This is a genomic window from Mesorhizobium sp. M0217, from assembly GCF_040321955.1.
Taxonomy (GTDB): domain Bacteria; phylum Pseudomonadota; class Alphaproteobacteria; order Rhizobiales; family Rhizobiaceae; genus Mesorhizobium.
In genome coordinates, this window is record NZ_JAMYSN010000006.1 from 241955 (window position 1) to 264582 (window position 22628).

The 22628-nt window shown below is 62.7% G+C and carries 20 protein-coding genes and 1 tRNA gene; 9 read left to right on the top strand and 12 right to left on the bottom strand.

Going from position 1 to position 22628, the window contains the following annotated elements; all coding sequences use genetic code 11:
* The first annotated feature begins 455 nt into the window (after positions 1-455).
* Genes NKJ18_RS13445 through NKJ18_RS13465 form a run of 5 tightly spaced genes read left to right on the top strand, consistent with a single transcriptional unit; the run spans position 456 to position 5695 of the window.
* Entirely contained in the window at positions 456-2054 is a 1599-nt protein-coding gene (locus NKJ18_RS13445; RefSeq protein ID WP_023669491.1) for an ABC transporter substrate-binding protein, read from the top strand.
* A 47-nt stretch (positions 2055-2101) separates the two neighbouring features.
* The gene (locus NKJ18_RS13450) at positions 2102-3109 is read left to right on the top strand and encodes an ABC transporter permease subunit (protein ID WP_023669492.1); all 1008 of its coding nucleotides are present in this window, start codon (positions 2102-2104) and stop codon (positions 3107-3109) included.
* A gap of 26 nt (positions 3110-3135) precedes the next feature.
* Entirely contained in the window at positions 3136-4020 is an 885-nt protein-coding gene (locus NKJ18_RS13455) for an ABC transporter permease subunit (RefSeq protein ID WP_050485757.1), read from the top strand.
* Positions 4020-4865: an ABC transporter ATP-binding protein gene (locus tag NKJ18_RS13460; protein ID WP_023688781.1), complete on the top strand. Its 846-nt coding sequence runs from the start codon at positions 4020-4022 to the stop codon at positions 4863-4865. The genes NKJ18_RS13455 and NKJ18_RS13460 overlap by 1 nt, the downstream gene beginning before the upstream one ends.
* Positions 4865-5695 (top strand): dipeptide ABC transporter ATP-binding protein, encoded by an 831-nt coding sequence (locus NKJ18_RS13465; protein WP_023688780.1) that lies wholly within the window; start codon positions 4865-4867, stop codon positions 5693-5695. The genes NKJ18_RS13460 and NKJ18_RS13465 overlap by 1 nt, the downstream gene beginning before the upstream one ends.
* Before the next feature lie 123 nt (positions 5696-5818).
* Here the strand turns inward: NKJ18_RS13465 and NKJ18_RS13470 are convergent, their stop codons facing one another.
* The 6 genes from NKJ18_RS13470 to NKJ18_RS13495 all read right to left on the bottom strand — a co-directional run bounded on the left by NKJ18_RS13470 (position 5819) and on the right by NKJ18_RS13495 (position 11704).
* Complete coding sequence (locus NKJ18_RS13470) at positions 5819-7615, bottom strand: ABC transporter ATP-binding protein (RefSeq protein ID WP_027049321.1); 1797 nt, start codon at positions 7613-7615, stop codon at positions 5819-5821.
* Positions 7615-8661, bottom strand: coding sequence for a glycosyltransferase family 2 protein (locus NKJ18_RS13475; RefSeq protein WP_352671712.1), 1047 nt, complete (start codon positions 8659-8661; stop codon positions 7615-7617). Before NKJ18_RS13475 ends, NKJ18_RS13470 begins: the two co-directional genes overlap by 1 nt.
* On the bottom strand, positions 8658-9770 hold the full coding sequence (locus tag NKJ18_RS13480) for a glycosyltransferase family 2 protein (RefSeq protein ID WP_023669498.1): 1113 nt from the start codon (positions 9768-9770) through the stop codon (positions 8658-8660). Before NKJ18_RS13480 ends, NKJ18_RS13475 begins: the two co-directional genes overlap by 4 nt.
* On the bottom strand, positions 9767-10948 hold the full coding sequence (locus NKJ18_RS13485; RefSeq protein ID WP_023740784.1) for an acyltransferase family protein: 1182 nt from the start codon (positions 10946-10948) through the stop codon (positions 9767-9769). Before NKJ18_RS13485 ends, NKJ18_RS13480 begins: the two co-directional genes overlap by 4 nt.
* Positions 10948-11136, bottom strand: a complete 189-nt coding sequence (locus NKJ18_RS13490) for a hypothetical protein (protein ID WP_023682045.1) — start codon at positions 11134-11136, stop codon at positions 10948-10950. Before NKJ18_RS13490 ends, NKJ18_RS13485 begins: the two co-directional genes overlap by 1 nt.
* Positions 11137-11628: 492 nt before the next feature.
* Positions 11629-11704: transfer RNA gene (locus NKJ18_RS13495), tRNA-Thr, on the bottom strand.
* A 72-nt stretch (positions 11705-11776) separates the two neighbouring features.
* On the opposite strand from NKJ18_RS13495, the gene NKJ18_RS13500 reads away from it, so the two are divergent.
* Positions 11777-11998 carry a hypothetical protein gene (locus tag NKJ18_RS13500; protein ID WP_155921595.1) on the top strand — a complete coding sequence of 74 codons (222 nt, stop codon included), beginning with the start codon at positions 11777-11779 and terminating at the stop codon, positions 11996-11998.
* 57 nt (positions 11999-12055) lie between these two features.
* On the top strand, positions 12056-13279 hold the full coding sequence (locus NKJ18_RS13505; protein WP_023669501.1) for a hypothetical protein: 1224 nt from the start codon (positions 12056-12058) through the stop codon (positions 13277-13279).
* Positions 13280-13286: 7 nt separating this feature from the next.
* On the opposite strand, the gene NKJ18_RS13510 is transcribed toward NKJ18_RS13505, so the two are convergent.
* Both NKJ18_RS13510 and NKJ18_RS13515 read right to left on the bottom strand, forming a co-directional pair.
* Complete coding sequence (locus NKJ18_RS13510; protein ID WP_352758402.1) at positions 13287-14885, bottom strand: cisplatin damage response ATP-dependent DNA ligase; 1599 nt, start codon at positions 14883-14885, stop codon at positions 13287-13289.
* A 244-nt stretch (positions 14886-15129) separates the two neighbouring features.
* A complete protein-coding gene (locus NKJ18_RS13515; RefSeq protein ID WP_023708191.1) occupies positions 15130-16140 on the bottom strand; it encodes a ligase-associated DNA damage response exonuclease in 1011 nt (336 codons plus the stop codon).
* Positions 16141-16245: 105 nt separating this feature from the next.
* Between NKJ18_RS13515 and NKJ18_RS13520 the strand changes: the two genes are divergently transcribed.
* Both NKJ18_RS13520 and NKJ18_RS13525 read left to right on the top strand, forming a co-directional pair.
* Positions 16246-17178, top strand: coding sequence for a class I SAM-dependent DNA methyltransferase (locus tag NKJ18_RS13520; RefSeq protein WP_352758404.1), 933 nt, complete (start codon positions 16246-16248; stop codon positions 17176-17178).
* Between the two features lie 104 nt (positions 17179-17282).
* Positions 17283-17639: a hypothetical protein gene (locus NKJ18_RS13525; protein ID WP_352758405.1), complete on the top strand. Its 357-nt coding sequence runs from the start codon at positions 17283-17285 to the stop codon at positions 17637-17639.
* 12 nt (positions 17640-17651) lie between these two features.
* On the opposite strand, the gene NKJ18_RS13530 is transcribed toward NKJ18_RS13525, so the two are convergent.
* The 4 genes from NKJ18_RS13530 to NKJ18_RS13545 are packed head-to-tail and all read right to left on the bottom strand — an operon-like array spanning position 17652 to position 22474.
* The gene (locus tag NKJ18_RS13530; protein ID WP_352758407.1) at positions 17652-18593 is read right to left on the bottom strand and encodes a 2-hydroxyacid dehydrogenase; all 942 of its coding nucleotides are present in this window, start codon (positions 18591-18593) and stop codon (positions 17652-17654) included.
* A 19-nt stretch (positions 18594-18612) separates the two neighbouring features.
* Positions 18613-20241, bottom strand: coding sequence for an ABC transporter ATP-binding protein (locus NKJ18_RS13535; protein ID WP_352758408.1), 1629 nt, complete (start codon positions 20239-20241; stop codon positions 18613-18615).
* The gene (locus NKJ18_RS13540) at positions 20238-21377 is read right to left on the bottom strand and encodes an ABC transporter permease (RefSeq protein ID WP_023682037.1); all 1140 of its coding nucleotides are present in this window, start codon (positions 21375-21377) and stop codon (positions 20238-20240) included. The genes NKJ18_RS13535 and NKJ18_RS13540 overlap by 4 nt, the downstream gene beginning before the upstream one ends.
* On the bottom strand, positions 21377-22474 hold the full coding sequence (locus NKJ18_RS13545) for a microcin C ABC transporter permease YejB (RefSeq protein WP_352758409.1): 1098 nt from the start codon (positions 22472-22474) through the stop codon (positions 21377-21379). Before NKJ18_RS13545 ends, NKJ18_RS13540 begins: the two co-directional genes overlap by 1 nt.
* Between the last annotated feature and the right edge of the window lie 154 nt (positions 22475-22628).

A 22628-nucleotide genomic window follows, 5' to 3' on the forward strand; every position in this document is an offset into this window, starting at 1 on the left:
CTGTTGCCTGCTCCATGCTGCGCCGCCTCGATGTGGTGAGGCGTCCTCCGCTGCAGCGATGTCGCGGATTCCCGGAAAATCCAGCGTGTCACCTATCTATTGCGACTATCGGCGGCCGTGCAAGTCTTGCCCCAGCGGCAGGACGGCAAAGATTTGCCGTCGAAATCCTTCCCGCGACGCCGGCTCGGCAATGCCGTCCTGTCGTGTCGGTGGCGAAACCCAGGCTTGTGGATTTTTGGCTTACGATTGCTGCGATCAATGAAAAAATGCGGTCGTTAACAATCCCGTGATTAGCAGATTTTGCTATTTGTTTCTGCAGTTCGTCAAAGACCGAGAAATATTTTCTGCTTACGGTGGGGTAGGCAAACAGGGTGTTCCAAAGCCGGAAAAACGGTGCTTATATGCGCGCTTCGCGAGCCTATAGAGGGGCTTGGAAGAACATCAGGGAGTGCTCAATGAAAAAGAAACTGACTTTTGCAGCCGCGTTGCTGGCTGCAAGCGTCCTCGGCGGTGTGGCCAATGCCAAGACGCTGGTCTATTGCTCGGAGGCCTCGCCGGCCAACTTCGACCCGGGTACCACGACGGGCGGCAACGACTTCGACGCCTCGTCGCGCACCGTCTATTCGCGCCTGGTCGAGTTCAAGCATGGCGGCACCGAAGTTGTGCCCGGTCTCGCCGACAAATGGGAGATTTCGGACGACGGCCTGGTCTATACTTTCCACCTGCATCCGGGCGTGAAGTTCCAGACGACAGATTTCTTCAAGCCGACGCGTGATTTCAATGCCGACGACGTCGTCTTTTCGTTCGATCGCCAGTTCAACAAGGAAAACCCCTGGAACGGCGAGAAGTACCTGCCGAACCTGACCTGGGACTACTACACCGGCATGGACATGCCGAAATACGTCGCCAAGTGGGAAAAGGTCGATGACCTGACCGTGAAGCTGACGCTGACCGAGCCGAACGCGCCGATGCTGGCCAATCTCGGCATGGACTTCGCCTCGATCGTGTCGAAGGAATATGCCGACCAGCTGGAAAAAGACGGCAAGATGGCCGACTTCTCGACCAAGCCGGTCGGTACAGGTCCGTTCCAGTTCGTCGACTACCAGCTGGATTCGGTCATCCGCTATGCGGCCAACCCGGACTACTTCAAGGGCAAGGAAAAGATCGACGATCTCGTCTTCGCGATCACGCCTGACGCCACCGCCCGCATCCAGAAGGTGCTCGCCGGCGAATGCGATATCGCGCCCTATCCGAATCCTGCCGACATCGGCACGATCAAGGCCAACGCCGACGTGACCCTGATGGATCAGGCTGGCCTCAACATCGGCTATATGAGCTACAACACCACCATCCCGCCGCTCGACAAGCCTGAAGTGCGCCATGCGCTCAACCAGGCGATCGATCGGGAATCGCTCATCAAGTCGCTGTTCCAGGACGCCGGCGCCACGCCGGCCGTAAACCTGATCCCGCCGACCATGTGGTCGTGGAACAAGGACGTGAAGTCCGACGCCTATGATCCGGAAGCCGCCAAGAAGGTGCTGGCCGATGCCGGATTGAAGGAGATCCAGCTTTGGGCCTCCGACCGCGTCCGTCCCTACAACCCGAACTTCCAGCGCGCCGCCGAACTGATCCAGGCTGACTGGGCCAAGGTCGGCGTCAAGGCGGAGATCGTCAGCTACGAGTGGACGAAGTACCGCGAAGAAGGCAAGAAGAAGGAGCGTCCGGGCGCCTTCCAGATCGGCTGGACCGGTGACAATGGCGATCCGGACAATTTCTTCGCCACGCTGTTCGCCTGCTCGGCCATCGGCGTGTCGAACTACTCCAGCTGGTGCGACAAGGACTTCGAGGATCTGATCCAGAAGGCCAAGAAGACCAGCGACCAGGCCGAACGCACCAAGCTCTATGAAGAGGCGCAGGTTGTCTTCCAGAAGCAGGCTCCGGCCTTCCTCATGGCACACAGCCAGGTCTACGCAGTCGTGCGCAAGAATGTCAGCGGCTTCATGATGGACCCGCTCGGCATTCATCGCTTCGACGGCGTCGACAAGGCCGAATAGAACTGTTAGGCGGGCGGCGCGCAATCAGGCGCCGCCCGCTTTTCAAGATGCTCCGATATCTCCTAAACAAAATCGTCTTGGTGCTGCCGACGCTGATCGGCATCACCATCTGCGCCTTCGCTTTCGTCAGGCTGCTGCCCGGCGATCCCATTCTTGCCATGGCCGGCGAGCATGGCGTGTCGCCCGAGCGTTACGCGGAACTGAAGGAACAGTTCGGCTACAATTTGCCGATCTGGCAGCAATACGCGCATTATGTCCGCGATGCCGCGACCGGCAATTTCGGCGTGTCGATTTCGTCCAAGCGGCCGGTCATCGAAGATTTCATGACGCTCTTCCCGGCAACCATCGAGCTCTCAGTCTTCGCCATGATCTTCGCCATGGTGCTGGCCATCCCGGCCGGCATCATTGCTGCGGTCAAACGCGGCTCCTGGTTCGACCAGGGGCTGATGGGCACCGCCCTTGTCGGCTATTCCATGCCGATTTTCTGGTGGGGTCTGCTGCTGATCATCTTTTTCTCCGGCTATCTCGGCTGGACCCCGGTTTCAGGACGCATCGGCCTTCAGTTCTTTATCAAGCCGATCACCGGCTTCCTGACCCTCGACAGCCTGCTCTACGGCAAATGGGATGCTTTCCGCTCGGCATTGAGCCACCTGGTGCTGCCGACAATTGTGCTCGGCACCATCCCGCTGGCGGTGATCGCGCGCCAGACGCGCTCGGCCATGCTCGAAGTGCTGGGCGAAGACTATGTGCGGACCGCCCGCGCCAAGGGCCTGTCGTCGTCCCGCGTCATCGGCGTGCATGCGCTGCGCAATGCGCTGATCCCGGTGGTCACCACCATCGGCCTGCAGGTCAGTACCCTGCTCGCCGGCGCCATTCTCACAGAAACCATCTTCGCCTGGCCGGGCATCGGCAAGTGGATGGTCGAATCCATATCCAAGCGCGACTATGTCGTCGTGCAGTCAGGCTTGCTGCTGATCGCCCTTATCGTCATGGCGGTGAACCTGATCGTCGACGTGCTTTATGCCGTCATCAACCCGCGCATCAGGGCGGCGTGATGAGCCAGTCCACCGAAATCGCCCCGATGGCCGCCGGCAACCCTGACCGTCTGACCGGCTTCAGGACCTTCTGGCACTATTTCTCGGTAAACCGCGGCGCCGTCATCGGCCTGTTCGTCTTCATCTTGCTGGTGCTGGCCGCGCTCTTTGCACCGCTGCTGGCGCCCTATGCGCCCGACATCCAGGACAAGACCGCTTTCCTGCGTCCGCCGGCCTGGCAGGCGGGCGGCAGCATGGAATATCTGCTTGGCACCGACGCGGTCGGCCGCGACATGCTCTCGCGCCTGCTCTATGGCGCGCGTTTCTCGCTGCTCATCGGCGCCGTCGTGGTCACACTGGCGCTTGTCGGCGGCATCACGCTCGGCCTTTTGGCCGGCTATTTCCGGGGCTGGGTCGACGTGGCGATCATGCGCGTCATGGATCTGATCCTGTCCTTCCCGTCGCTGCTCTTGGCGCTGGTTCTGGTCACCATCCTCGGCCCCGGCCTGTTCAACGCCATGCTGGCCATCGCGCTTGTCCTGCAACCCCACTTTGCCCGTCTGGTGCGCGCTGCCGTCATGGCCGAAAAGAGCCGCGAATATGTGGTCGCCGCCAAGGTCGCCGGCGCCGGCCATATAAGGCTTATGCTGCGCACCATCCTGCCCAACTGCCTGGCGCCGCTGATCGTCCAGGGCACGCTGTCCTTCTCCAACGCCATCCTGGAGGCGGCCGCTCTCGGCTTTCTCGGCCTTGGCGCCCAGCCGCCGACACCGGAATGGGGAACCATGCTCGCCTCGGCGCGTGAATTCATCCTGCGCGCCTGGTGGGTGGTGACCTTCCCCGGTCTGGCCATCCTCATCACCGTGCTTGCCATCAACCTGATCGGCGACGGTCTGCGCGATGCGCTCGATCCGAAGCTGAGGAGGTCGTAATGGCGCTGCTCGACATCCGCAATCTCGTCGTCGAGTTCCAGACCGCATCCGGCCCGTTCCGCGCGGTCGATGGCGTCTCGCTCCATGTGAACGAACGTGAAGTGCTGGCCATCGTCGGCGAATCCGGCTCCGGCAAGTCGGTGTCGATGTTGGCTGTGATGGGGCTGTTGCCGTGGACGGCGACGGTCACTGCCGACGAGATGAGCTTCAACGGCCGCGATCTCCTGAAGATGAGCCCGGCCGACCGGCGCAAGATCGTCGGCAAGGACATGTCGATGATCTTCCAGGAGCCGATGGCCAGTCTCAATCCGTGCTTCACCGTCGGCTTTCAGATCGAGGAGGTGCTGCGCTTCCATATGGGCATGGACAAGGCCCAGCGTCGCGAGCGCGCCATCGAATTGCTGACGCAGGTCGGCATTGCCGAGCCGGCCGAACGGCTGAACTCGTTTCCGCACCAGATGTCGGGCGGCCAGTGCCAGCGCGTGATGATCGCCATCGCCATCGCCTGCAATCCGAAGCTTCTGATCGCCGACGAGCCGACCACCGCGCTCGACGTCACCATCCAGAAGCAGATCCTCGACCTGCTCGTGTCGCTGCAGGTCAAATACGGCATGGGCCTGATCATGATCACCCACAATATGGGCGTGGTCGCCGAGACGGCCGACCGCGTCATTGTCCAGTACAAGGGCCGCAAGATGGAAGAGGCCGACGTGCTGTCGCTGTTTGAATCGCCGAAGAGCAATTACACCCGCGCGCTTTTGTCGGCGCTGCCGGAAAATGCCGTCGGCGACCGGCTGCCGACCGTCTCGGACATGCTGTTCGAACCGGCTGCCGGGAGCGTCTGATGGGCATCAAGGTCGTCGAAGGCAAGGACATCGTGCGCGACTATCACGTCGGCGGCGGCCTGTTTCGCGGCGCGCGCACCGTGCATGCGGTCAAGGGCGTCTCGTTCAGCGTCGACAAGGGCAAGACGCTGGCCATCGTCGGTGAATCGGGCTGCGGCAAATCCACGCTGGCGCGCATCATCACGCTGATCGATCCGGCAACGTCGGGCGAGCTGTTCATCGACGGCAACAAGGTCGACATCGCAAGGAACGGCCTGACCAGGGAGATGCGCCGCAAGGTGCAGATCGTCTTCCAGAACCCTTACGGATCGCTCAATCCGCGCCAGAAGATCGGCGACGTGCTGGGCGAGCCGCTGCTCATCAACACCGACAAGCCGGCCGAAGAGCGGCGCGACCTCGCCATGAGGATGCTGAAGAAAGTCGGCCTCGGAACCGAGCACTACAATCGCTATCCTCACATGTTCTCGGGCGGCCAGCGCCAGCGCATCGCCATTGCCCGCGCGCTGATGCTGAACCCGAGCCTGCTGGTGCTTGACGAACCGGTCTCCGCGCTCGATCTTTCGGTGCAGGCGCAGGTGCTCAACCTGCTCGCCGACCTGCAGGACGAATTCCAGCTGACCTATGTCTTCATCAGCCACGATCTGTCGGTCGTGCGCTACATCGCCGACGATGTGATGGTGATGTATTTCGGCGAAGCCGTCGAATACGGCTCGCGCGAGGAGGTCTTCGCCGACCCCAAGCACAACTACACCAGGACGCTGTTCGCCGCGACGCCGCGCGCCGACGTCGCCTCGATCAAGGCGCGGCTGGCGAAGAAGAAGGCCGCCTGACCTCTCACCGAGAATTGTTTTTGAACAATCGGAAATGCGTCGCGGCGGTGGTTTGCCGGCAGGATTGATCGCGATCTGCGAGCTGCCGGGCGCAAGCCGCGTCGCAGGTTGGGGTGCGCCCCATCACTCACCCGCTCCGTGCTGGTAAAGCTCGTCCATGCTGAGCATTGCCAGGGTTGCGAAGGGGGCCTGTTTTTTCACCCGACCGCGGCTCAAGATCACCACGTCGTCGCAGAACGATATGGTGCTGTAATGATGACTGATGACAATGGTGGTGCGGCGGCCGGCCCGCGATTTCAGCGTCTCGACAATAGCGGCTTCTGACAACCCATCCACCGCACTGGTGGCTTCGTCGAGGATGAGAATATCGGGATCGCGCACCAGCGCCCGCGCCAGGGCGATCCTTTGCCTTTGTCCGGCTGACAGGTTGATGCCCCGGTATCCGACCAGTGTCGCGTAGCCCTGCGGCAGGTGCTCGATGAATTGATGTGCCTCGGCCAGCCTTGCGGCGCGCATGGCGTCGCTGGCCGACGCCGTGTCGTAGCCGTAGATAATGTTTTCAAAAATGGTGCCATCGACCAGTTCCAGCTCCTGACTGGCCAGGGCAATGTTCCGCCGCCACTGGCTTGGGTCGACTTCATCGAGCGGTGCCCCATCGACGAGGATCCTGCCGCTGTCGGGTTTGACGAAGCGGCACAGGAGATTGACGATCGTTGTCTTGCCGGCGCCCGAGCGGCCGATCAGCGCCGTCGAGCGGCCGCTGCGGATGTCGAACACCGCCTTATGCAGCACCGCCTCGCGCGCGTCGGGGCCTGACAGGGGACCGGAATAGGCGAAGCTCACATCATCGAAGCTGATCCCTTGGCGCAAGCCGTCGAACGGCAGGCTGCCCTGCGGCGCCTCGGGCTTGTCGGAAGGATCGAGCAGCCATTGTACCTCCTCCAGCGAGCCGCTCATGCCTTGCAACTGACTCCAGGACATCTGCAAGGCGCGCATATGCGGCTGCAGTCGGTAGAGCAGGATGAGGAAGGCGACGGTCAGCGGGAAGCTTACATTCGCCAGCCAGGCTCCGATCACCACCGCCAGGAACAGCATCGCGTGCAACACCTCGGTCAGTGGCGGCAAGACGCCCTGGCGGATTGAAAGCACGAAAGCCGCCCGCCGCACCCCGTCGGACGCTTTGGCGAAGACTGCCTTTTCGCGGTTCTCCTGCCCGAAGATGCGAATTAGGCGCCCGGCATGCACCAGATGCAGCATCTGCGACGCCAGTGCGCTGTTGCGCGAGACGACGCTGCGGCTCGGCGCCTTCAGATTGGACGACAAAACCCCGTGCGCCAGCTGGACGAGCGCCAGCCCTAGCGTCACCAGCAGCGTCATCTGCCAAGAGAGGAGCAGGAGGAAGGCGAGCAGGATGACGGCGGCCGAGGCACTGACGATCGCGCCGAGCAGGGCCTGGATAGCGTCGGATGCTCGCCACGATTCGTTGGAGATGATGTTGAGCAGCCGCCCGGGGCTTTGCTGCAGGAAAAAGGGGTAGCCGACCCTGAGCAACTGCTCCGACAGTGCGCTACGGATCGAATAACCTGCCTTGCCGTAGATGTAGCTGGTCAGCAGCGTGTTGGCGAAGGCAAAGACATTTTTCAGTACGATCGAACCGAGGATCGCGGCCGAAATGGCGATCAGCCGCTGGCGCTCGCCGAGGTCCGCTCCAACCTGCTGGAGGAGGGCGGAGAAACCGGCCATGCCTGATGTTTCGCCACGTCCCATAATGATGCCAAGCAGCGGAATGATGAGACCGATGCCGAGGCCTTCCAGCGCGGCGCCCGCAAGCCCGAGCCCCACCACGACGGGAACGAGCCGCAACAGCCTGCCACCAAGCGCGCGGCGCAGCATTGGCAGGGCTGACGGAATCAGTGACATTATCGCGCTCTGGCCTCCGCATTGGCTTCGCTGGCTTGTCGGTCGTGGCGCAGCGGCAGCCGTTTTGGCCATCCCATCATGACGAGCAGCGCAAATCTGGCGGCACCTGCCAGATTCATAACGACAATAGGCCAGTGCGACAGATCGAGGTCGCGGTCAAAGCGAGGACGGCCCGCCAGTTCCCTGAACGCGGCCCGCGCGGACCAATAGACATGGCGAAGCAGCCAAGGGGCGTGGCGGACATGTTTCAGGCACAGCGCACCATTACCGAGGCTATAGTCGCGGTGCAGCCTGTCGATCGATTTGCGGTCTCGCCGGCCGTGATGATGCAAGACCGTCATGTCGGGCACATACTCGACCGGCATGCCGAGCAGCATCGCCCGCACGAGATAATCAGTATCTTCAGCCGAGCGTAGCGGGCCGCCAGCGCCGAAGCGTTCGTCGAACGAGCCGATGCGGGCCGCGACGTCGCGGTGCATGGTCATGTTGCAGCCGAGCACGAAGCCGCCGGGGTGGACCGCCGGGGTCAGCCGCTCGCTTGCCTCGCGGAGCTTTATGGTGAAGGGCAGATCCCGGGCATCACCGAGCTCGACCCGGCCGCCGCGGATCAGCCACTTCTCGCCACTCCGGTAGTGCCGCTCCAGGTCGCGGAGGTAGTCGCGGTCGAGCTTGCAGTCGTCGTCGACGAAGACCAGCACGCGGCCTCGCGCTCGCGCCAATCCGGCATTGCGGGCAGCGGCTAGTCCGGGGCGAGTCTCCGAGACGGCTGTGACTGGGATGTCGGAAGTTTCGGCGATAGCGGCCAGCCGCTTTGACGTGCCGTCCCGTGAACCATTATCGACCACCACCAACTCTGCCGCGAAGGTGGCGTGCACCCGGCATGCGGTCTGGATCGAGGCTATGCAAGCCTCCAGCACAGCGGCGCGGTCGCGCGTGCAGACGATGAAACTGACCTCGAGCGACGGCCGCTCCGATCGGGGAGATGTCGGGACAGGTGCACTCGCAAACTGGTGATCGCGCAGGAGCGGGTGGGGCCTGTCGGTCATACCAGTCCCCGCTGATAACGCGCAAGCACCGCTTCGGCCGGCGTGGTTTTGAAGAAGTACGCCACCGCGTCCGCCCGCTTTCCGGCCCTTATCGAGAGCAGGCTGAGCCAAGGCGCCCAGACGCCGGGACGCAGCGCATATTGTTCGCGGCGCCGGATGAAATTCCATCTCGCCGTCCGCGTGAGCAATTCGTGGGTCAGCGGCGGTTCTCCTTCGTCGCCGACGAGTTGGTAGAGAAAATAGAACAGGTTCAGCGCGCCTGCCTCGAAGCTTGGCCGTGTGTCGGTCGGCAGCTCGGAAATCCGCTCTTCGAGCGCACGGATGAAATCGGCTGCGCGCGAAACCGTGTCGAAAGAGACGGCCTCGCCGATGTCGCGCAGATCCGCTGTGGTTTCCGCAAGCCCCTCACGCTCGAGATTTTCGGCCACGATCCGCAAATGCGTCCTGCGCATTTCCTTGGCATGCCGCATGGTCACGCTTCCCGCATGGATGCGATAGACGAGCAGGCTATCGGGCAATATGGTCGCCGGGAAACGGCCGGCAAGCCGTCTGAAGAGATCGAAATCCTCGGCATGCCTATATTTTGGATCGTAATAGAGATCGTTGTTCCCAATGACATTCCTGTTATAGATCACCGTCGGATGTAAGAATATCGTAAAGAACATCGACAATATGTCGAGCCGGCCGAGCCGGAACACCGGGTCTAGCCTGCCTTTGGCGATACGGCCGTGAAGCAAGGTATCGACGCAGGCGCCGCAGAAGCCGAGATCGGGCCGCCGCTCGAACAGTGCGACCTGGCGCGAGAGGCGCCGGGGATAGGCGACATCGTCCGCATCCATTCGCGCAACAAGCTCGCCCTGGGCCAGTCGTAGCCCTTCATTGAGGGTGGCGACGAGGCCGCGGTTCTCACGCGAGATGACAGAAACGCGATTGTCTGCCCGGCGGTATCGTTCGAGAATCTCGAGCGAGTTGTCAGTCGATCCGTCATCGATAGCGATGACCTCCAGGCGATCGTAGTCTTGCCGCAGAATGCTCTCCAGCGCAGCGGTGAGATAAGGCCCGGCATTGTAGACCGGCAGCAGGACGGAGACGAGCGGCGCGGTGGTCATCTCTGCGCATCCGTTCGCCGGAGTTCGAGTGCGGCGCGGCCATCGGGGGATCCGCCGGGATAGGCGTCCGCCGCCCTGCCGAGCCAGCCGGCATCGCCAGAGCGTGCCTGGGAGCGGCGGCGCGCTACATAGGGGAAGCGGCGCTTGAGGCCGTTGAGCGGCTTTTCGAAAGCCGTCCACGAGATCGAAGCGACGGCGATCGTGGCGGTGCTCGCGACCAGGAAACGCCCTGGCCCCTGCTCCGAGACATTGAGCGGGATCCAGGGCTGTGACTTGACGGCGAGCGAAAGAAGGATCGGATGGTAAAGATAGACGCCGTAGCTGATGCGGCCCAGTGACAGCAGCGGTGGCAGTTCGAAAACCCTGCCGAGGACGCCGCCAAGGCCGGCTGAACAGGCGGCGACAACGGCCACCAGCGGCACTAGGGGCAGGATCTGCAGTAACGCCCAGCGGGCCCATTCCAGCATAGGATCGGCCGGCGCAGGGATAAGCCACTCAATCGCCAGGAAGACAGCCGCAAGGGCTGGCCAGCCTAGCCGCATCCATTGCGGCAGGCCGGCGCCTCTGGTCCGCCGGCAGGCAAGCAAAGCACCAAACGCCAGCGCGTCCATCGATGCTGGCGGCAGCAGGTCGCGCGCTAGCGCCGGGGTGGCGGTGATCGGCCAGTAGAAGCGATAGGCCAGCGACAACAGGATGACGCCGATAGTGATCGCTTCCACCCGCCGGCGGGGTGCGAGAAGCACGACCAGCGGCCAGGCGATATAGAACTGCTCCTCGATGCTCAGGCTCCAGAAATGGCAGAGTAGCCAGGGCGTCCATTCGTTGCGCAGCGCGTACCAAAAATTCGACAGGTAAAGCGCATGCCAGACGAGCGATCCACTGGACTGCTCCAGATCGGTCAGCCAGACGAACCCAAGCACGGCGAAATAGGGCGGGAATATGCGCAGCGCGCGCCTGATGTAGAAGGAACTCAATGCAGGGCCGGCTTTGAATTCGGCCGCGGCGCGCGCTTCGAGCAGCAGTCGTGTGATCAGGAAGCCGCTCAGCACAAAAAAAAGCCGCACCCCGATGTGGCCCCAAAAGGAGGACCCGTTGGGTGCAAGGAAATGGGAATAGAGAACCATCGTGACAGCGATGGCGCGCAGAGCGTCCAACTGATTGTCACGCGCGACCGCCATCAGCCATTTCCGCCGGTCTGAAATCTCCGATGAAGCCAGCGGCCCTGCATTCCGGGCCTCAGGTCGAGGCCTGCCAGCGTCGAGAGTGCGCCGACAACATCAAACCCGCGCCTTGTGCGCGGGGCAGCCTCGAAATCGGTGCTGGCCAGCGAAAAATTCAAGCTGATCAACTTGGCGGAATCCTCCACGGCGCACTTCCCAGTACCAAATCCCCCAAGAAATGGTGCAACCGGGCAATGGTGCAGTGCAACACAGAATATCTATCGAGCTGTAATATTTGTGTGAGTTAGTGCTAAAAATGGGTATGATTTGCGAGTGCGTTGCGTCGATCAGGGTTTTTCACGTCCGCAATGCTGCATGAGCAGTAGTACCATGTCAGAAAAGGCACGGTTTAATTACACAACTATAATCCGGAGTGTCTGATATAGGTCAAAATTGACGAAGATTATTCCAAGATAGTGGTTTTGTATCTTATAAATTATGCTTGTATTGTCGGGTTCTCTAGGCTGTCGATCTTGCGCGATGCAGCATAGTCGATGGTCAAGCGTCTGACGACGCAATCCTGTGGCGGCGGCCATATGGCGCATGTCGACGAGGCAGACAGGAAGTGCCGGTGTTGGCGTAGGGAGTGACGTGCATTAGCCTTGCACCTGCCGTCACGCTTGCGTCGGATGGAGAACTGGTGCCGCTTAGGTGACTCGAACACCTGACCCCATCATTACGAATGATGTGCTCTACCAACTGAGCTAAAGCGGCCCAGGAAGCGCGAAGCCTCCAGGATCGGCTGGGTGATAGACTCAACCGGCCGCTAATTCAAGATGGGCAACCGTGATTTCAAGGCTGGATCCGGCAATTCGTCCCGTCATTTTCCATTGGCGCGGAATAAGCCATCGCCTCGTTTGCTTTTTCGATTACGCGGAGACGTCGCGCCGGACTGCGCGCAAATCGCCCGGCAAGGCGGCAAACGGACTGATTTTATTGCTAAAAGGCATCGAAATGGGCGTTGAACAGGCCTGTAAGGCAGAATGCGGGCGCTCGCCCGTTGATTGATTGGTCGCCTGCGGCTAACGATCATGGCAATGTAAGCGAACGGACAGGGGAATTCGCTTGGACGCGATCGAAAAAGCGATCCGCAACGCCTTCGAGAAAGGCAACGCCGAGGACCGGGCATTTCGCGAGCGGGTCTATCGGTCGGCTTTCGCGGCGCTCGACCGCGTGCTCCAGGCCAATCCCGGCGTGACGGTGGAAGCCGCCATCAAGCGCCGTAAGGCGGTGCAGGAAAAGATCGCCGAGATCGAATCCGAATTCCTGCCCGCGGTCCCCGATGTCGCCGCGCAGACGCAGAGCGCTGCGCAGACACAAGATACCGCGCTGACGCAACGCGTTGCGCAGCCGCAAGACGCCGTACAGGGCGCCGCCGAAGCGCCCGCGGTCGATGCCCCGACAGGTGTCGCGGCCGGACCGTCGCCGGCGATCGTCGTTGATGAACCGGTTCAGCCCGAGGCATCCGACGCGCCGCGTTCGCGCGTGCTGCCGGTCGTCCCCGACATCATGCCTGACGCCACGCTGCCCGGCGCCCCGGCGATCGATATGGCCGATTCCGCGCCGGCCGAGGCCGCGGCGGAAGTGGCGCCTGACCGTGATGAAAGGCGGATAAGGGGCCGCCGCCTGCCGCTGACGGCGATCTTCTTTGGCGTGACGTTGCTCGCCGCCGCCGGCATCGGCCTCTATTTCGCCGTGCAGACCGGGGTCTTCAAGACGCCGGCGCAGCTCGACACGGCGCCGCCCGAAGCGCCGCCGACCGTCGACGATGACGACTTCACGCCGCCTGCCGATACAACTGAGCCGCAGCAGCCTGGCGCGCCGCAGCAGCCTGGTGTCGCCGAACAGACGCGCGACTGGATCAACGTGTTTACACCCACCGATCCAACGCATGTGGCGACCCCGTCCGACGCCAAGGCCGATGTCGTGCAGGACGACACCGGCTCCTTCCTGCGCATCCGCTCCGGTGCTTCCGGCTCGGCCATCAGCTTCGATGTCGGGCAGGGCGTGCTGGAGAAGCTTGCCGGCAAACATGCCGTGTTCGACATCGTCGCCCGCGCCGAGGACGGCAAGGACACGCAGATCTCCGTCGACTGCAATTTCGGCGATCTCGGCGACTGCGGCCGCAAGCGCTATGCGGTCGGCCAGCAGCGTAACGAATATCTGTTCGACGTGAAATTCCCCGACAAGCCCCCGGGCGCGGCCGGCAGCATCGCCATCAACTCCGACTTCGACAAGCAGGGCAAGGCGGTCGACATCTACGAGATCCGCGTTTCGATCGAACCGTAAGCGCCGCCTAGCGATCAAGCAGCGCCTGCAGCGTCTCGATGCGGTCGGCTTCGGCGGTCGGCTTGTCCCAGCGCAGCCGTGAGATGCGGGGAAATCGCATCGCAACGCCGGATTTGTGGCGGGTCGAACGGTTGAGACCTTCGAACGCCACCTCCAGCACCAGGCCTTGGCTGCGGTCGGCGCGCACCGAGCGCACCGGGCCGAAACGCTCGACCGTATTGTCGCGGACAAATTTGTCGATCTGCTTCAACTCCTCGTCGGTGAAGCCGAAATAGGCCTTGCCGACCGGCACCAATTCCTCCGCGCCTTCCGGCCCCGACCAGACGCCGAACGTATAGTCGGAATAAAAGCTCGACCGCTTGCCATGGCCGCGCTGCGCATACATCAGCACAGCATCGACCCTGTGCGGATCGCGCTTCCACTTGAACCACGGCCCTTTCGGCCGTCCCGCGAGATAGGGCGAATCCCAGCGCTTCAGCATCACGCCTTCGATAATCGGGTGCGGCGGCGCGCGGCGCAGTTCCTCCAGCGTTTGCCAATCCCGGAATTCGACGAATGGCGACAGATCGAAACGGTGCGGGTCCAGCGTTGTGATGAAGGCCTCAAGACGGGCCCGCCGCTCGCGGAAAGGTAGCGCGCGCAAATCTTCGCCGTTGATCTGCAGCGCATCGTAGCAGCGCATGAAGGCCGGGTATTGCTGCTGTATCTTCGGGGCCACGCTCTTGCGATTGAGCCGCTGTTGCAGGTCCGAAAACGTGCCGGTTGCCGCGGGCTCGCCGACCAGCAATTCGCCGTCGAGCGCGGCGGAAAAATTCATCGCCTGGGCGAGATCGGGGAATGCGCCGGACACATCGTCGCCGGTGCGCGAATAGAGCCGGCGCACGCCGCCCTCGCACACCGCCTGAACGCGGATGCCGTCCCATTTCCATTCCGCGGCATAGGCGGCCGGATCGAGCTTTTCGAGGTCGCCGTCGCCGACCGGGTTCGACAGCATCACCGGACTGAACAGGGCAAGTGCGGTCCGCTTCGGCTTCTCGGCCTTGCCTTCCAGCCACGCGAACAGCGAGATATAGGGCGGCGTCAGCCCGTGCCACAGCTCCTCGATCTCGGCGACATCGACCTTGCCGAAATCGGCCAGCGCCTGTTTGGCCAGCCGCGCCGAAACGCCGATGCGCAAGCCGCCGGTGACCAGCTTGATGATGGCAAAGCGCGCCGAAATGCCGGCGCTGTCGAGCAGCCCGGCCAGCACCTTGGGTCCGTCGGAGCGGCTCGCCGCCTGCAGCGTCGCCACGACATCGCCAAGCGTCGGCTCCCGGTTGGGGATATGTCCCGGCGTTTGCGGCCAAACCAGCGAGACGGTTTCGGCAAGGTCGCCGACATAGTCGTAGGAATAGCCGAACAGCACCGGATCCATGCGCTCGGTGACCAGCGTGCGCAGCATCGCCGGCTTGACCGCCGCAATGTTGAGGTCGCCAGTGATAGCCGCCAGCGCCAGCCCGCGGTCGGGGTCCTCGACGCTGCGGAAATAATCGACGAGCAGTGTCAGCTTGCCATTGCGCGACGGCGTCAGCACCAGACGGTCGAGGAGTTCGGCAAAGCGGTTCATGGATGCAAGGACCGCGTTGACGGCAGAGGTTTGCGCTCTGGCACACCCCCCTCTGTCCTGCTGGACATCTCCCCCGCAAGGGGGGAGATTGGCAGCCTTGATCTTGCCGCCCATCTTGCGAGGTTGGCGATTGGCGAAAGCGGAGGTGACATCTGATCTCCCCCCTTGCGGGGGAGATGGCCGGCAGGCCAGAGGGGGGTGGGAAGGATCGCCGCGCCGGCGATTTCTGGATCAAAAATCACCATCAATCGCCCTCGTCCTCATAGCCCACAAGGTGCAGTGGCCTGGCGGCGATGCCTTCCAGCTCGCACCAGCGCACCAGCGCTTCCTCGCGGCCGTGCGTCACCCAGATTTCGCCGGCGCCCGTCTCCTTGACGGTAGCGGTCAGTTCATCCCAGTCGGCATGGTCGGAAATGATCAGCGGCAGTTCGACGCCGCCTTGCTTGGCGCGCTGGCGGATGCGCATCCAGCCCGAGGCGAAGCATGAGATCGGGTCGGGAAAGCGCCGCGCCCAGCGGTCGGCGAAGGCCGATGGAGGGCCGACAATGATGGCCCCAGTGAAATCCTGCTTGCCGCCGCTGTCGACGGTTGCCGGCTCCAGCGTGCCGAGGTCGATGCCCTGGCTCTGGTAATATTCGCTGAGCTTGGCCAGCGCGCCGTGGATATAGATCGGCCTGTCATAACCGGCATCGCGCAGCAGCCGCATCACCCGCTGTGCCTTGCCCAGCGCATAGGCGCCGACCAGATGCGATCGCTCGGGAAACTGCGCCGCCGATTTGAGCAGCCGGGCGATCTCCTCCGTGTCGGGCGGATGGTGAAACACCGGCAGGCCGAAGGTCGCCTCGGTGATGAAGACGTCGCATTGGACCGGTTCGAACGGTGCGCAGGTCGCGTCCTTCTGGCGCTTGTAGTCGCCGGAGGCGACGATGCGCCTGCCCTTGTGCTCGACCGCGATCTGCGCCGAGCCCAGCACATGGCCGGCCGGATGGAAGGTGACGCTGACATCGCTCAGCGCCATCGCTTCGCCAAGCACGGCCGCTTGCGTTGTCCCGGCAAAATCCTCGCCATAACGCAACCCCATAATGTCGAGCGTCTGCTGCGTCGCCAGCACCGAACGATGGCCGGATCGGGCATGGTCGGAATGGCCATGCGTGATCAACGCCCGGTTGACTGGCCGCACCGGGTCGATGAAGAAATCGCCGCATGGGCAATAAAGGCCTTCAGGCCGGGGATGGAGCAGGTCGCTGGCGCGCATCCAGTCAAGATAGTGCCTAATTCCAGCGCGGGAAGCCTGTTGCAAGAGACTGCTGACTCGGCCTACAGCCAGCCACCGGCCGCATCAGCCGGCGGGGCCATCGCCATGCAACCGCTGAAAATCTCGTCCGGCGACCTGACCGCCGACCGTCGCGCCGACTATGCCGAGATGCTTTTCGGCTCGGGCGAGCACGCGGCAGCGGCGGAACTGCTGCTCGGCGCGCTGGAACTGGCGCCGCAATGGGCGGCGGGCTGGTTCCGCCTGGGCGAGATGCAGGAGGCAACGGGGCTGCTCGACCTGGCGACGCAGGCCTGGGCGACGGTGCTGAAACTGGACCCGGCGGATCGCCTGGGTGCTGCGCTGAAGCTGCAGCTGATCGGCAAGGCGCCGGCTGCCGCAGCGCCACCCAGCGCCTTCGTCGAGACGCTGTTCGACCACTATGCCGAGACTTTCGAGGACTCGCTGGTCGACAAGCTCGGCTACCGGCTGCCGGAGTTTCTCGATCGCGCCATTCGCGCGGCAAGACCGGGCCGCTTTTCGCTGGCGCTCGATCTCGGTTGCGGCACCGGTCTGATGGGCGAGAAACTGCGGCCGGTCGCCGAACGGCTGGAGGGCTACGATATCTCCGCCGCCATGCTGAAAAAGGCCCGCGCCAAGGGCGTCTACGACCTGCTCGCCAAGGCCGATCTGCAGCATTTTGCCTATGCCGGGCCGAAAGCCGATCTGGTGGCGGCGGCCGACGTGTTCATCTATGTCGGCGCGCTCGATCGCGTGGTGAAGACCGTCGCCGGCATTCTGGCCACCAATGGCCTGTTTTCCTTTTCCGTCGAAACGCCAGCCAAGGGCGGGGCGGGCGGCGACGCCGGTTTCGCGCTGCAGCCGTCTCGTCGCTACGCCCATTCTCAAGCCTATGTCGAGCGGGTGCTTGCCGCAAACGGCCTGTCGGTGCTGTCGATGCAGCCGACCGTCATCCGCTGGGATCGCCGCCAGCCGGTCGACGGGCTTGCCGCGCTGGCGGTGCCCTCGTCCAAGGGTTGATGTCTCGTCTTGTTCGAAAACGTGAATAGGATTTTTGCGGCTGGCGCGGCATCAGGTAGGATACAAGCCGAGAAAAGCCCTCGGCAGGCATTGAGGAGGAACACATGCGCTGGAACATGATGGTCTTGGTGTCTTGCCTGGCGATGACCGGCTGCAGCAGTTCGATGTCGGAGCGGCAGGACCAGGACGTACAATCGTCGCTGCAGTATGACAATGTGCCTTGCGACCAGTTGCTGGCGCAGCGCAACGAACTGGCGCAGCAATACCATCTGTCGACGGACGCCAAGCCGAGCTTCTCCAATCCGGCGATGGGCTTCGGCCCGTTTACGCCGGATATGCGCTCCAAAAGCAAGCGCGATACTGATCTGGCTAGTGGCAAGATCGACGCCATGAACCGCTCGATCGTCCGCCGCGACTGCGGCAAGCCCAACAAGCAGAAGAAGTTCAGTCTGCCGAGCTGAACCTGAACTTCCTCAGTACCCCGCCTTGCGGTCGACCACGTTATCAAGCTTTTCGCCGCGCTCGAAGGCATCCATCTGCCGCAACATGCTCGGCGCCAGGTGGACAGGGTCGGAGGTCGCCGCCGCGTGCGGCGTCACGAACACTTTCGGGTGACTCCATAGCGGACTGGTCTTCGGCAGCGGCTCGACCTCGAACACGTCGAGGCTCGCCTCCTTCAGCGTGCCGTCGCCCAGCGCGCGCAATATGTCGGCGTCCTTCTGCAGCCGGCCGCGCCCGGCATTGATCAGCACCGAGCCGCCGAGGCCGTTGCGCTTGCGCAATTCCTTCAGCACGCCGTAATTGATGATGCCGTGCGTATCCGGCGTCAGCGGCAGCAGCACCACCAGTATGTCGGTGGCGTTGAGGAAGGGGATCAGCCCGGCCTCTCCGGCATAGGTCGCAACGCCTATCATGGCCTTGTCGCTGCGCGACCAGCCATTGACGGCAAAGCCGAGCGACAACAGCACCGACGCCGCGGCGCGGCCGAGATTGCCGAGCCCCATAATGCCGACCGAGATGTCGCCGGCCGGCCGCTGCGGCGGTTCGTGCCAGGTCTTCTTCGGCTGCTGGGCACGATAGAGCATGCCCTGGCGATGATGGTCGAGCACCCGCCAGACGACATATTCGGTCATGTATTGGGTGAGGTTGTCGGCTACCACTTTGACGATCGGCACATCGGGCAGGCCGGGATCGGCGAAGATATGGTCGACGCCGGCGCCGATCGAGAAGATTGCGCGTAGATTGGGCAGCGATTTCAAGAGGTTCGGCTTCTGCTTCCACACCACCGCATAGGTGATCGACGGATCCGAAGCGCCGTCCGGCTCCAGCACCACTTCGCGCTCGGCCGACAGCAGCTCGCGCCAGCGCTGCGGATGAAAGCCGGTGACGGCAAGCAGGATTTTGCCTTTTTCCATTTGCGGATTGTATTCCCTGTTATTCGCTGACGATACCGACCGGCGCCGTCTCGATCTTGAACGCGGCCGAGATCAGCGCCTTCGTATAGTCGGTCTGCGGCCGCTCGAAAATCTGTTCGGAAGGGCCGGCTTCGACGATCTTGCCATTGCGCATGACGATGACGTCATTGGCAAGGGCGCGAATGACTTTCAGATCGTGGCTGATGAACAGATAGGCAAGGTCGTGCCTGGCCTGCAGATTGCGTAAGAGGTCGACCACTTGCGCCTGCACGCTCATGTCGAGCGCCGAGGTCGGTTCGTCCAGCATGACGAAGCGTGGATTGAGCACCATGGCGCGCGCAATGGCGACGCGCTGGCGCTGGCCGCCGGAGAATTCATGCGGATAGCGGTTCCTGGTCGCCGGATCGAGCCCGACCTCCTTCAGCACGGCGACGACCTTGTCGTCGCGTTGGTCGGGCGACAGCTTCGGCTCGTGGATCTTCAAGCCTTCCTCGATGATCTCCGAGACCGACATGCGCGGGCTGAGCGAGCCGAACGGGTCCTGGAAAACGATCTGCAACTCGCGGCGCAGCGGCCGCATGGCGTTGAAGGAAAGCTGGTTGATGTCGCTGCCATTGAACTGGATGGTGCCGGTCGATGAGATCATCCGCGCCAGCGCCAGCCCGAGCGTCGTCTTGCCGGAGCCGGATTCGCCGACGACGCCTAGCGTCTGGCCGGCGCGTACGGTGACGTCGATTCCGTCAACAGCCTTCACATTGTCGACGGTGGTGCGAAAGAAACCCTTTTTGATCGGGAACCAAACCTTGATGTCCTTGCCGGTCATAACCGGTTTGGCGGCGTCGTTGGTGGCCGGCGGCTTGCCCTTCGGCTCGGCGGCGAGCAGGTGCTTGGTATAAGCGTGCTGCGGGTTGGCGAAGATGTCCCTGGTCGGCCCGGTCTCGACGATCTTGCCTTTGGTCATCACGCAGACGCGGTCGGCGATCTTTCTGACAATGCCGAGATCATGGGTGATGAACAGCATTGACATGCCCTTGCGGCTCTTCAGCCCCGCCAGCAATTCGAGGATCTGCGCCTGGACAGTGACGTCGAGCGCCGTCGTCGGTTCGTCGGCGATCAGCAGTTCAGGCTCGTTGGCCAGCGCCATGGCGATCATGACGCGCTGGCGTTGGCCGCCGGACAGCTGGTGCGGATAGGCGTTGAGCCGCTTCTCCGGTTCGCGTATGCCGACCTCGTTGAGCAGCGCCAGCGTGCGCGCCTTGGCCTGGCGGTCGCCCATGCCCTGGTGCAGCGCCAGGATCTCGACGATCTGCTGCTCGATCGTGTGCAGCGGATTGAGCGAGGTCATCGGCTCCTGGAAGATCATGGTGATCTTGTTGCCGCGCACGCTGCGCAACTGCTTTTCGTTCATCGCCAAAAGGTCGGCGCCCTGGAACAGGATCTTGCCCGAGGGATGGCTGGCCGTCGGGTAGGGCAGAAGCTTCAGCACCGACAGCGCCGAGACCGATTTGCCGGAACCGGATTCGCCCACAAGCGCCACCGTCTCGCCCTTGGCGAGGTCGAAGGAGATGTGGTCGACGGCGGTCGACTCGTTGCCGCCTTGGGTGAAGGCAACGCTGAGATCGCGGACGGAGAGCAGGAGTTCGCTCATCGGAACGCCTTGCGCGGGTCGAAGGCATCGCGCGTTGCTTCACCGATGAACACCAACAGCGACAGCATCAGCGAGATGACGATGAAGCCCGATATACCGAGCCAGGGGGCATTGAGGTTACTCTGCGCCTGTTTTAGCAGTTCACCGAGCGACGCGGTGCCGGGCGGCAGGCCGAAGCCGAGATAGTCGAGCGAGGTCAGTGTCGAGATCGAGGCGCTGACCAGGAAAGGCATGAAGGTCAGCGTCGCCACCATGGCATTGGGCAGAAGATGGCGCAGCATGATGGTGCGGTTGGACACACCAAGCGCGCGGGCCGCGTTGACATATTCGAAGTTGCGTGCGCGCAGGAATTCGGCGCGCACCACGCTGACAAGCGACGTCCAGGAGAACAGCAGCATCAGCCCGAGCAGGATGAAGAAGCCCGGCGGCAGGATGGCGGCGACGATCAGCAGCAGATACAGCAGCGGTATCGCCGACCAGATTTCTATGAAGCGTTGAAAGAGAAGGTCGGTCCAGCCGCCGAAATACCCTTGCAGCGCGCCGGCGGCGACGCCGATAACCGACGAACCCGCGGTCAGGATCAACCCGAACAGCACGGAAATCCTGAACCCGTAGATGATGCGCGCCAGCACGTCGCGCGCCTGGTCGTCGGTCCCCAGCCAGTTCCAGTTGCCGACAATGCAGTCAGGATCGGCAGCGCCTTGCGGATATTGGCTGCATCGCCTCTGCGCGTCGTATTCCCATGACGGTTTTGCGGGAGCGGCGTCGGGGATCGCATTGTTGACGGTGCGGTAGGAATAGCGGATTGGCGGCCAGATCATCCAGCCATTGGCGTTGATCTCGTCGCGGATGACCGGGTCGCGATAGTCGGTGACGGCGTAGAAGCCGCCGAATTTTTCCTCGGGGTAGGCGACCGCCACCGGGAACAGGATCTCGCCTTTGTAGTAGGCGACGATCGGTCTGTCGTTGGCGATCAGTTCGGCAAACAGCGACAGCACGAACAGAGCGAGGAATATCCACAACGACCAGTAGCCGCGCCTGTTGGCCTTGAAGTTCTGCCAGCGCCGCTTGTTGAGCGGCGACAGCCAGGGGCGGGCGATCCTTGTCGGTGTGATCTCGGCTGCAGCCTGCGTCATCAGACGTCTCTCCGCTCGAAATCGATGCGCGGATCGACCCATGTGTAGATCAGGTCGGACAACAGCGTCACGAACAGGCCAAGCAGCGAAAATATATAGAGGTTGGCGAACACGACCGGATAGTCGCGCGCCAACACGGACCTGAAACCGAGCAGCCCGAGACCGTCGAGGGAAAAGATGTTCTCGATCAAAAGCGAGCCGGTGAAGAAGGCCGAGATGAAGGCCGCTGGAAAGCCGGCAATGACGATCAGCATTGCGTTGCGGAACACATGTCCGTAAAGCACCCGCCGCTCCGACAGGCCCTTGGCACGGGCCGTCACCACATACTGTTTGCGTATCTCTTCCAGGAAGGAGTTCTTGGTCAGCAGCGTCGTCGTCGCGAAGGCCGACAGCACCAGCGCCGTCAGCGGCAAGGTCATGTGCCAGAAATAATCGACGATCTTGTCAGGCCACGACAATTGGTCCCAATTGTCGGAGACGATGCCGCGCAGTGGGAACCAGTCCCAGAACGAGCCGCCGGCGAAAAGCACCATCAGCAATATGCCGAACAGGAAGGCCGGTATGGCATAGCCGACGATGATCACGCCGCTGGTCCAGATGTCGAAGGCGGAGCCGTCCTTGACCGCTTTGCGGATGCCAAGGGGAATCGAAATCAGATAGGAGAGCAGCGTGATCCACAGCCCGAGCGAGATTGAAACCGGCATCTTCTCCAGGATCAGGTCAAGTACCGAAATGTCACGGAAATAGCTGTCGCCGAAATCGAAGCGGGCGTAGTTCCACAGCATCATGCCGAAGCGTTCGAGAGGCGGTTTGTCGAAGCCGAACTGCTTTTCCAGCTTCTTGATGAATTCAGGATCGAGCCCTTGCGCGCCGCGGTACTTCGAACCGACATCGCCGGCCACATCGAAATTGCCGCCACCTCCTGCATCGCCGCCGCCACTGCCGAGCCGATCGTTGCCGCCCTGGTTGGTCAGGCTGGCAATGACCTGCTCGACCGGTCCACCCGGAGCGAATTGAGTGACGACGAAAGCAACCGCCATGATGCCGAACAGGGTCGGTATCATCAGCAGGATACGGCGCAGTATGTAGGCGCCCATCAGCTTTCACCCTCCCCCTTGTGGGGAGGGTCGATCCGCGAAGCGGAGCGGGGTGGGGGTAGTCTCGATCCGGCGTACGCCGTCACACCGCCACCCCGGTTCGCCATTCGTGCTGCGCACGAAGTGCTCACCGACCCTCCCCACGAGGGGGAGG

Bases quoted from the DNA above. Each gene is read 5' to 3' on its own strand.
- NKJ18_RS13455 (WP_050485757.1), top strand. From the start codon at position 3,136: ATGGCCGCCGGCAACCCTGACCGTCTGACCGGCTTCAGGACCTTCTGG.
- NKJ18_RS13480 (WP_023669498.1), bottom strand. From the start codon at position 9,770: ATGACCACCGCGCCGCTCGTCTCCGTCCTGCTGCCGGTCTACAATGCC.
- NKJ18_RS13535 (WP_352758408.1), bottom strand. From the start codon at position 20,241: ATGAGCGAACTCCTGCTCTCCGTCCGCGATCTCAGCGTTGCCTTCACC.
- NKJ18_RS13530 (WP_352758407.1), bottom strand. From the start codon at position 18,593: ATGGAAAAAGGCAAAATCCTGCTTGCCGTCACCGGCTTTCATCCGCAG.
- NKJ18_RS13445 (WP_023669491.1), top strand. From the start codon at position 456: ATGAAAAAGAAACTGACTTTTGCAGCCGCGTTGCTGGCTGCAAGCGTC.
- NKJ18_RS13460 (WP_023688781.1), top strand. From the start codon at position 4,020: ATGGCGCTGCTCGACATCCGCAATCTCGTCGTCGAGTTCCAGACCGCA.
- NKJ18_RS13540 (WP_023682037.1), bottom strand. From the start codon at position 21,377: ATGACGCAGGCTGCAGCCGAGATCACACCGACAAGGATCGCCCGCCCC.
- NKJ18_RS13465 (WP_023688780.1), top strand. From the start codon at position 4,865: ATGGGCATCAAGGTCGTCGAAGGCAAGGACATCGTGCGCGACTATCAC.
- NKJ18_RS13470 (WP_027049321.1), bottom strand. From the start codon at position 7,615: ATGTCACTGATTCCGTCAGCCCTGCCAATGCTGCGCCGCGCGCTTGGT.
- NKJ18_RS13525 (WP_352758405.1), top strand. From the start codon at position 17,283: ATGCGCTGGAACATGATGGTCTTGGTGTCTTGCCTGGCGATGACCGGC.
- NKJ18_RS13520 (WP_352758404.1), top strand. From the start codon at position 16,246: ATGCAACCGCTGAAAATCTCGTCCGGCGACCTGACCGCCGACCGTCGC.
- NKJ18_RS13510 (WP_352758402.1), bottom strand. From the start codon at position 14,885: ATGAACCGCTTTGCCGAACTCCTCGACCGTCTGGTGCTGACGCCGTCG.
- NKJ18_RS13545 (WP_352758409.1), bottom strand. From the start codon at position 22,474: ATGGGCGCCTACATACTGCGCCGTATCCTGCTGATGATACCGACCCTG.
- NKJ18_RS13450 (WP_023669492.1), top strand. From the start codon at position 2,102: ATGCTCCGATATCTCCTAAACAAAATCGTCTTGGTGCTGCCGACGCTG.
- NKJ18_RS13485 (WP_023740784.1), bottom strand. From the start codon at position 10,948: ATGGCGGTCGCGCGTGACAATCAGTTGGACGCTCTGCGCGCCATCGCT.
- NKJ18_RS13515 (WP_023708191.1), bottom strand. From the start codon at position 16,140: ATGCGCGCCAGCGACCTGCTCCATCCCCGGCCTGAAGGCCTTTATTGC.
- NKJ18_RS13475 (WP_352671712.1), bottom strand. From the start codon at position 8,661: ATGACCGACAGGCCCCACCCGCTCCTGCGCGATCACCAGTTTGCGAGT.